The sequence below is a fragment of the Parapedobacter lycopersici genome (assembly GCF_040395035.1).
Lineage (GTDB): Bacteria > Bacteroidota > Bacteroidia > Sphingobacteriales > Sphingobacteriaceae > Parapedobacter > Parapedobacter lycopersici_A.
Genome location: NZ_JBEBRB010000032.1, coordinates 18,037 through 28,082, shown reverse-complemented (window position 1 = coordinate 28,082; position 10,046 = coordinate 18,037). Strand labels below are relative to the sequence as shown.

Annotated in this window: 8 protein-coding genes; all 8 read right to left on the bottom strand. The window is 46.8% G+C overall.

Annotation, left to right across the window (positions count from 1 at the left end):
• Nucleotides 1-133: MgtC/SapB family protein (locus ABWO75_RS08370; RefSeq protein WP_353184483.1), on the bottom strand; the 133-nt coding region annotated here is incomplete at its 3' end.
• A 55-nt stretch (nt 134-188) separates the two neighbouring features.
• The gene (locus tag ABWO75_RS08365) at nt 189-1,178 is read right to left on the bottom strand and encodes an OmpA/MotB family protein (protein ID WP_502922398.1); all 990 of its coding nucleotides are present in this window, start codon (nt 1,176-1,178) and stop codon (nt 189-191) included.
• A 153-nt stretch (nt 1,179-1,331) separates the two neighbouring features.
• Nucleotides 1,332-3,620: a GH92 family glycosyl hydrolase gene (locus ABWO75_RS08360; protein ID WP_353184479.1), complete on the bottom strand. Its 2,289-nt coding sequence runs from the start codon at nt 3,618-3,620 to the stop codon at nt 1,332-1,334.
• Nucleotides 3,621-3,711: 91 nt separating this feature from the next.
• Nucleotides 3,712-4,680 (bottom strand): NAD(P)H-quinone oxidoreductase, encoded by a 969-nt coding sequence (locus tag ABWO75_RS08355; RefSeq protein ID WP_353184477.1) that lies wholly within the window; start codon nt 4,678-4,680, stop codon nt 3,712-3,714.
• Entirely contained in the window at nt 4,680-7,355 is a 2,676-nt protein-coding gene (locus tag ABWO75_RS08350; protein WP_353184475.1) for an outer membrane beta-barrel protein, read from the bottom strand. Before ABWO75_RS08350 ends, ABWO75_RS08355 begins: the two co-directional genes overlap by 1 nt.
• Before the next feature lie 224 nt (nt 7,356-7,579).
• A complete protein-coding gene (locus tag ABWO75_RS08345) occupies nt 7,580-8,104 on the bottom strand; it encodes a ferritin (RefSeq protein ID WP_257656539.1) in 525 nt (174 codons plus the stop codon).
• A gap of 132 nt (nt 8,105-8,236) precedes the next feature.
• The gene (locus ABWO75_RS08340) at nt 8,237-8,623 is read right to left on the bottom strand and encodes a hypothetical protein (RefSeq protein ID WP_353184472.1); all 387 of its coding nucleotides are present in this window, start codon (nt 8,621-8,623) and stop codon (nt 8,237-8,239) included.
• 79 nt (nt 8,624-8,702) lie between these two features.
• Nucleotides 8,703-10,046 (bottom strand): efflux RND transporter periplasmic adaptor subunit, encoded by a 1,344-nt coding sequence (locus ABWO75_RS08335; RefSeq protein WP_353184470.1) that lies wholly within the window; start codon nt 10,044-10,046, stop codon nt 8,703-8,705.

Genomic DNA, 10,046 nt, shown 5'->3' with positions numbered 1-10,046 from the left:
CAGCGCCAAGACAGACCATCATGTGTGTACGCAGTCCGGCCACCCAGTCCTTTCGTTCCCGTTCCAGTCCGATTACCGCGCCGAGCAATGCGGCCAGCGCCAAACGGGCCAGTATTTCAGTTTCGGAAATCATCACCCAAAATTAGGATTAATATTCCGGATACCGGCATGTCACGCCACGCTGCCTTTTATTGGGGGCTTGAAGGTTCTGGCGTAAACGGAATTACTTCATATTCCCTCGGAGGAGTTTCCTGCTGCTGTTCCGAAGCTACAGTATCAGTTGTTGCCGGCGCTGTAATTTCGGGGGCTGTCGCTCCGTTGTTTTCAGGAGCCTTGTCGATCAACTCCATAAACTGGTCAAGTTTTGGCGTAATGATAATCTGAGTACGGCGATTCCGAGTTTTGCCGCTTTCCGTATCGTTACTGGCTATCGGATTATATTCGCCGCGGCCAGCTGCAGTAAGTCGCTTGGGGTCTACACCGTAATCGTTTTGCAGCGCCTGCACGACAGATGAGCCCCGCAGTACACTCAGGTCCCAGTTATTGCGGATATTCCGTTGGGAAATAGGTACATTGTCGGTATTACCTTCCACGAGCACCTCATAATCACTATAGTCCATAATAATTTTGGCTATTTTGCTGAGTGTTTCTCCAGCCCGGCTGGATATTTCATAACTTCCTGACTTATATAACATGTTGTCAGAAAGCGAAATATAAACCACACCTTTCAATACCTGTACGTCCACATCCTGCATTTCCTCGCGGCTCAATGATCTGGTGAGCCTGTTGGTCAATACCATATTCAGCGAGTCACTCTTATTCTTTGTATTTACCAAATGCTGTATGTAACGGTTCGATGCATTGATTTCATCTACCAGTTTGGAAATATTGACGTTGCCCTGATTAGATGACGTGAGGCATTTATCAAGTGCATCCTGTAAGGCAGCGAGGTTTTTCCGTTCAGCAGCAATCTGATCCTCAAGACTGCTGACACGCGTATTGGTCGACGACAGTTGTTGCTGTGCCTCCTGATACCGCTTACTTGTTTCTTGTTCTTTTGCGCGCATCTCTTCGTAACTGGTCTGTAACGACTGGTACTTTTTGTTGCTTACGCAGCTTGTTAAAAACAGGAAGGTGCCCATGGCTACCATTCCGGCGTATATGGAAATCCGTTTCATAGTTTGTTCCTTTCTTTTGCTACCCTATAGCTATGCGAACTTAATGCCAAAAAAAACTCCGCATTATTTTTCAATAAAAAAACAGTAAAAAAGAACTTAAAACAGATCTATAGCTTAAATAGCATCATAGCGCCTGAAGATGGCAAGATTAGGTCATTCTTCCAGGCTTAATGAATATGGAACATCTTCCGGTCGCGTACCCCGTGAGGTATTTGGCACTTCGGCCATATTAAAATCAAGTACAGCGCCATTAATCAGATCACCGTGCCTGAGGTAGCTTTTACTGTAATCAATACCATTAAGCCTTAATGATTTGACATAACGATGGGAATCATCATTGTTTACCGCATTAATTTCAAGTATTTTAACTCCTTCAAGTTCAATTGTCACTTTTTTAAATAGTGGGGCTCCAAGCACATATTCATCCGTCGCCGGAGTAACCGGATAAAAACCGAGAGCCGAAAAAACATACCACGCCGAAGTTTGTCCGTTGTCCTCGTCTCCGCAATAACCATCCGGCGTAGGCAGATACATCCTGTTCATTGTTTCCCGCACCCAATATTGTGTCTTCCAGGGTACGCCGGCATAATTGTACAAGTAGATCATATGCTGGATTGGTTGATTTCCATGTGCATATTGGCCCATATTGGCTATTTGCATTTCCCTGATCTCATGGATAGTAAACCCATAGTAGCTGTGATCAAACACGGGTGGTAAAGTAAACACCGAATCAAGTTTACGTACAAAAGCCTCGTTTCCTCCCATCAGCTTCGCTAGTCCAGCTACGTCGTGGAATACTGACCACGAGTAGTGCCAGCTATTTCCCTCGGTGAATGCATCGCCCCATTTGAACGGATTGAAAGGTTGCTGGAAGCTCCCATCCTGGTTCTTCCCACGCATTAATCCGCTTTGAGGATCGAAGAGGTTTCGATAGTTGAAGCTTCGCTGGCGATAACGGTCAATTTCCGCAGCGGGACGCCCCAATGTCTTGGCCAGCTGATAAATTGCAAAATCATCATAAGCATATTCCAGTGTACGTGCCGCATTTTCGTTGATACCTACATCATAAGGTACGTATCCCAGCTTGGTATAATACGCAGCACCAGCGCGGCCCACGGCCGGAAGCGGGCCAGCTTCATTGCTCCCTTTCAGTAATGCTTCATACAACGTTTCAATTGCGTAGCCCCGTATACCCTTGATGTACGCATCAGCCACCACCGCAGCTGAGTTATTGCCAACCATCACATCCCGGTAACCCGGACTTGCCCATTCGGGAAGCCATCCCCCCTCCTGATAAGCATTAACCAACCCAGCCTGTATTCTTTGATTAACTTCGGGATAAACGAGATTCAAAAGGGGGAATAACGCCCTAAAAGTATCCCAAAAACCGGTGTCGGTAAATAGGAATCCCGGTAAAACCTGTCCATTATACGGGCTATAGTGGATCACATTCCCATCCGCATCATACTCGTAGAACATGCGGGGGAACAGGATAGTCCGGTATAAACAGGAATAAAACGTGCGCACCTGATCGATTGTTCCCCCAGCGACCCGCACCTTACCCAGTTCGGCGTTCCAGCGGTCCGCTCCTTCCTGCCTGACCGCTTCAAAATTCTTATCGCCAATTTCCCGCAGATTTAATTCGGCCTGTTCATGGCTGATGAAAGATGACGCTACTTTCACTTGTACCTGATCCCCACGGTTCGCAATCCGGAAACCAAGGATTGCTCCAACGTGGTCGGCCTGCATCTCCAGCCTGCCATCTACCAGAACCGAATCAGCAAAAGTGTTCAGTCCAGTAAAAGGCCTGTCGAATACCAAGACAAAATAATTACGGAAATTATCCGGAACGCCGCCACTGTTGCGGGTCGTATAACCAATGACCTTGTTTTCCGCGGGGATGATTTTTACGTATGAACCTTTATCAAACGCATCAATAACTACAAATGCACTATCGGTCTGTGGAAACGTAAAGCGGAACCGGGCTGCTCTTTCGGTAGGTGTAATTTCCGCAGTAACATCATGGTCTGCCAAATAAACACGATAGTAATGGGGTTGGGCAATCTCGGCTTTGTGGGAAAACCAGCTCGCACGTTCATTTTCGTCGAAAGTAGGCTCGCCGGTAATGGGCATAATGGAAAACTGGCCATAATCATTCATCCAAGGAGATGGCTGGTGTGTCTGTTTGAATCCGCGTATGCGTTCAGCGGTATATGTATACATCCACCCATCGCCCATTTTCCCCGTTTGAGGCGACCAAAAATTCATCCCCCACGGCCGAGCAATAGCCGGATATGTGTTGCCATTGGACAAGCTGTGAACAGATTGGGTACCCATCAATGGATTGACATAATCGAGCGGCCGGTCGACCTTGGTTACTTCCTGTCCGTAAATATTGAATATACCGGCCAGTGTCAATAACAAAGTAAATATGATTTTCATAGGGAGATCATGCTAATCAGTTGTGCAGCTAATATGCATAAAAATTGCGAAAATGAAAACGCTAAAAGTATTTAGCTAGTCGCGCGACACATCAAGTTTCCAATACGAGTTTACCGATAAAGTTCCCAGACTCCATCAGCGTGTGTGCTTGCGATGCCTGGGTGAGGGCAAAAATGCGGGAAATAACCGGACGGAAGTGTCCCTGACTAAGCCAGGGCCATACGTGGTATTCAACGGCCCGACATAACTCCGCCTTAAACGCGCTGTCCCGATTACGCAACGTGCTTCCCGTCAACGTCAGGCGTTTTTGCATTAACTTGCCAATGTTTAGTACAGCCTGTCGTCCACCGATCGCATTAATAAAAACGATCCGACCCTCCTCAGCCAGCAAGTCAATATTGCGATCAAAATAAGGTGTACCGATACTGTCCAGCAATACGTCAATTGTTCCGGCTTCCAGTTCCGTCGCAAAATCCCGGTCGTGGTAATTGATGCAGGACACCGCACCCAGTTTTTCGCAAAAACGGCATTTGTTATCCGTTCCTGCCGTGGCATACACTTTTGCTCCTGCAAGGGAAGCCAGCTGAATAGCGGTGGTGCCGATCCCCCCGCTTCCACCGTGTACGAGAAATGACTGGCCGCTTATTAACCGGCCACGTTGGAAAACATTGTGCCACACAGTTAACACCGTTTCCGGGAGGCAAGCTGCTTCAAAAAACGATACATTCACCGGAATAGGCAGGCAGTGCGATTCATCAGCTACGGCGTATTCAGCATATCCGCCGCCCGGCAGCAGTGCACAAACTCGGTCACCCGGTTTCCAGCGCGTAACCGTGCGGCCACAATCTTCAACTGTTCCGGCCACTTCCAATCCGGGAATATCCTGCACAATCCCTTCCGGTGCCGGATACTTACCCTGCCGTTGAAAAATATCAGGGCGGTTGACCCCGGCCGCATGTACTTTAATCAATACCTCGTTGGCGGTCACCTGAGGAATAGGCCGCTCCTGCAGCGTTAGTTGATCGGGCCCTCCGGGCGACCGGATTACGATAGCTTTCATCACGTTTTTGACGGATATTTTTGCAGACGGATATTCAGCGACAGCATAAAATACCGGGCAAGCCGATTATTACGGACATCCAGCACATCGTTGCCCAGCACCTCCCGGGTAACACCGGTGTTTTCATTAAACAGGTCGAATCCCTGCAGGCGAAGTAGCGCCATATTATTCTTCAGGAACGTACATTCAATGTAGGCGTTCAGCAATGTAGGATTTGCATTGACAAAATATCCGGTATTAAGCCGGTGCGACATATCAAAACCGAAGGCCCAATTGTCGGAAAGATATCCTTTTGCCGCCAACCCGAATAAGAATGAGTTCGCGCTAATCCCTTCGGTTGACAGTAAAGAATAGCGGGTACGGTTGAATGTATAGCTGCTGTTCAGCTCCGTTTCAATGACATCGGCTACTGAAAAGCGGAGCTGCGCTGCCTGGGAATAGATAAAATTACGTCCAAAATAGCGTGCCGTGTCTATATATGAGATGTTATTGACATAGTCGGCCATGCCATTGAGGTTAAGCTGGACGTTTTCATTGAACACCGGCGTACTATACATGTAATAGCCCCGGACATCAAAATAACCATTAGTATTGCGGAAACTGGTACGCTGCACCGTACTGTTTGGAAGGCTTTCGCGGATGGTCACAATTTTGTTCTGGACCTGATTTACGGATAACTGCGCTTCAAAAAAGCGGTTCATGCCTATTCTGGTGCGCCGATACCGTGTCGTAATCCGATTCACAAATTCAGCCTTGAGCTCAGCGTTACCCATAATGATGTTCTGAGAGTTGGTCAGGTCCTGCACCGGTTGTATCTGCGAAAAATTCGGCTGGTTATTGGTCCCGAGATAATCAATAGACCATTCACTTTCGTCATTAATGCGATAACGGAAGCCAGCGCTCGGTATCATGTTAACGTTCCGGTGCCGCGTGACTATTTCCCTACTGAGTGTATGACCGCTTAATAACAACGGCTGTACTGCAAAACCAAGCGTATACCTGAACCGTTCACTTTTGTCCATTTGGTAATTCAGGCCAATACGGTTGCTTTCAAAAAAGTAAGCATAGTCCACACTCAACGAGTCGACAGGCACCTGTTCCGACCGATCCCACACGCTTCGCCGGTTATCAATATTCGTATAATTATATTCGTAATTGATTTCCAGAATGCTGTTTTTATCAATGGGTTCAATGTATGCAGCACGTAGCCGGCCAATCTGGTTCCGGCTATTACTTCTTACATTTTGTTCCAATGCATTTACTCCTCCTTCATTAGGTAAGCCGGTATAAATGTCAACACTCTGGAAATAATCATTAATACTATCCAGTTTATCCTGCTTGGCATACCTCCCCAGCATATTCAATACGAATTTCCGACCCGGCTTATTAAAAAGGCGTGAATATAGAATATCAACATCAAAATTCGGGGATGAGGCATTTTCATTCGCCTCATAAGTTCGATAGGTTTGCTCATTGGCGATGCTTTTATTCTGAATCGTATTTACACTCTGGTTGTTCATCCGGGAAGAATTGAATGAGATATTCGGGCTTACCTTAAGGTAGTTTTTAGCATCCAGCTGAGCCTCTACATCCCAAGTCATCAGGTGATGCATATTATCTGAATTTACTTCCCGGCTTTCCTGATTAATGATGGGTCGGAAATCGTACATACTTCGCAACTGCGAGTTACCAATGGTGTTATTTTTCCGATTGGTAAACGTATATTTTCCGTATATATTTACATTATCCACCACCTCGTCGGAATAGGTCAGTCCAAGTGAATTGGTCGTATTTACACCGTCTACGGGATCCATCATGCCGGTTAAATCGGTGCTGCCCCGTTCCCTGCTACCGGCACCACTTGGTGCACCATAACTAAACAGACTGGTGTTTGTATTGTTAAACGAACCCACCATGGAAAATTCTTGTCCGTCATTAAAATTATTGATACCCATACTGCCGATATATCGGTCGCTTGTCCCCCCGCCTCCGGTTACCTGGCCGAAGAGAATACGTTTCTTATCTTCTTTCAACACGATGTTAAGTATCTTCTCCGGTGGCGAATCTCGGATACCTGTTTTACTCGCCATGTCGCCATAATAATCAACAACCTGTATCGATTGGATAAATTCAGCGGGTAGGTTCCTTGTGGCAGTCAACACTTCTCCACCAAAGAAATTCTTACTGTCCACTTGTACCCGGCTGATCTGTTTTCCCTGAGCCAGAACCGTACCGTCGCGGCTTACCTGTATGCCGGGCAGTAATTTCAGCGCTTCTTCCAGCAATGAGTTCTTCCGGATGTTATACGCATCCAGGTTATATTGGATGGTATCGCCCATAAACACTATCGGCCGCACATGGTTTATCACGACCTCTCGTAACAGTGTCTGTTGCGGGCGTAACACCGTCGGAAGTAACCGGATAGAAGCCACGGGAAGCTCAGACTGATAAACCTTATCGAGGATCTGGTAACCGATCATACTGAACGTCAGACGGAAATCGGGACCGATAACACCAGTAAATGCGAACGACCCATTTTGGGCAGTTGTAACCAGCATTGTGTCCAAAATTGTGGAAAGCCGGACATTCACACCCTGCAACGGCGCTCCCGAAGTATCGATTACGACACCCGTGATTTCTTTTTGCCGGGATTGCCCCAGGGCGTGTACCGACATAAAAAGAAACGCAAAGAAAAGGAGCCTATGTATAGCTATCGGTGGCAACTGTCTTCAGTAAAATAATATGGTATATCTGTATCAAATATAATGCGAGTAAGCTGAATAAACCTGCTCCTGTTTATAGAGAACGAAAGATAAGATATAATCCGTATGTCTGCAAAAAAAATCGGGCTGCCTCCGGAAAAGAGGCAGCCCGATCTGTATGGCATGTCACACGGTTACTAACCTTCGTAGCTTACTTTCGGAATGTGTTTATCAATTTCCCAGCGACCCGTGCCTTCCTCTCCGATCACATCGAACATTTCCAGAATCCGGCGCGCCACGTATTCTTCCTCAATCTGCTCCTCCAAAAACCATTGGATAAATTGGAATGTCACAAAGTCCTTTACTTTCATACATTTATCAGCAATATTATTAAACTGCTGAGTCACATACATCTCCTGCTCAAGCATCTGTTCAAAGACACCGCGGAACGATTCGAAGTCTGCAGGAATATTGACTATTTCGGGAGAAATTGCACGACCACCCCGGTCATTTACGTAGTTAAAAAGCTTCAGCATGTGCGTACGCTCTTCTTCCGATTGTTTGGCGAAGAAATCAGCACTGAAATCGTATCCCTGATCATCACACCAAGACGACATCGCCAGGTAAATGGATGAAGAGTGTGCCTCTACTTTAATCTGTTCATTTAATATCTTTTCGATTTCTTCATTTAATGAAGTCTTCAAACGCAATAAATCTTTCATAGTACTTGTCCTTTTAAAGTTGATCATGGTTATGACGCCATGTTTTCAGTAATACAAATATACGAAAACGAAAGGGTAAACCATTCAAAACAAAAGCAATACAAATTCAGTCTAAATTATCAGGAAATACCGTCAATGATCGGTAATCTGCGGCCGGAATGCATGGCCTGGGGTTGCGTGCAGGCATTCATTGATTACACTGTTTAATTCGATCATAAACTTCGCCCCTGCCAGCAGTTCCCGCAAATTCAGCACGGCATTAATATCCAGCACGAAACAACGCGGGGTGCGGAAAGGCATGATGATCGTGAAATCAGCTGTACGTGACGAATCGATGACCATGGCAGAGATGTCCACCGCATCGACTTTCTTCTTGAAACTGAAAAAGTCACTCACCTTAAATGCAGTTGTGCCGCCAGCAAAATCAAGCCAATAGCAATTCTGCCTGCTGCATTGGTATACTGCTCCGTGATCTGTTTTATAGACTTCCTCAAAATGAGCCAGTGGGCAAATCATCATCAATTCTTGTTGATCGCCTGCGAAGATACGGAATTATTTATAATCAGTCCAAACCAAAATGAAATTTTAAAACAGCCCGCTACAGCAGGCTGTTTTTATCAACTTTTTCCACGCGGCTACCGTCTTTCAATGTCTTGCTAATGGCATTGAACGGCCGTGACACCACTTCATCCCCCTCCGAAAGGCCGGAAAGAATACGGATATAGGTATCATCCTGAATACCGGTCGTCACTTCTGTTTGGCGCACTTTCCCCGCATTATCATATACGAACACATATTCCTTCATTTTAGCATTACCGTTTGCGGAGGTGCCGGTTGGTTTCGCGGCAGTTGCGGTGGTATCCTGGGCTTCGCGCAGCGTGACGGACTGTATGGATACCGCTAAACCCGTATCCTGACGGGTATGGATATCTACCGTGGCCGAAAGCCCCGGCCGGAATGGTGATGGATTAGCTTGGTCTTCCTTAATCAGATCTTCATACGATTCGGGCAGTATGCGGACTTTCACGTTAAAATTGGTTACCTGATCAGTGCCCGCCTCGGTTGCTGTTGCAGCGGCTGCGGTGGTTGATGAACTGGCTATTTCCGTAACCCGACCTTTGAACTTCCGGTTTTGGAAAGCGTCCACTTCAATCGTTGCCTCGTTGTTCAACGATACCCGGTTAATATCATTTTCGTTGACTTCAACAACTACCTCCATAGCATTCATATCGGCAATCCGCATGATCTCCGTACCTGCCATCTGCGCCGTACCTACCACACGTTCGCCGAGTTCCACCTGGAGCAATGAAACCACACCATCAGTTGGTGCATAAATCGTAGTACGCGCCAGGTTATCGCCTGCCTCCTGCACAGATGCCTGCGACTGGTCAACACCGTATTTTGTAGCCAATACATTTTGCCGCTGCGCTTCTAGGTTTGCCCTTGCGCTTTCATAATCGGCCCGTACTTGGTCAAATTCCGCGGCGGAGACCACCTTTTTATCATAAAGTTCCCGATTTCGCTTAAACGTAGCCTCTACATTGGCAAAATTGGCTTCCTGTTGCTTAAGTTGTTGCTCCGCAACTGACAGGCTGGCCCGTTGGGCATTTAACGACGCTACGGCCCGCTCATATCCCGATTGCAGAATATCCGGCCGTATGCGGCACAGGATTTGTCCTTTGGTCACAACGTCACCCTCCTTTACATTCAATTCCACAATTTCACCGGAAACTTCGGAACTGAGCTTCACTTCTACCTCCGGATGGACCTTTCCGCTGGCTGACACTTGTTCGTTTACCGTCCTTTTCTCTACCTTATCGGTGGCCACCTTGATAACATCCCCCTGGCCTATCCAACCCGCCTTATTGGCGACGACGACCAGAATCAATAAAATAACTGCCCCGATGAGCACATATTTAAGGGTATTTTTCTTTTTTGCCAT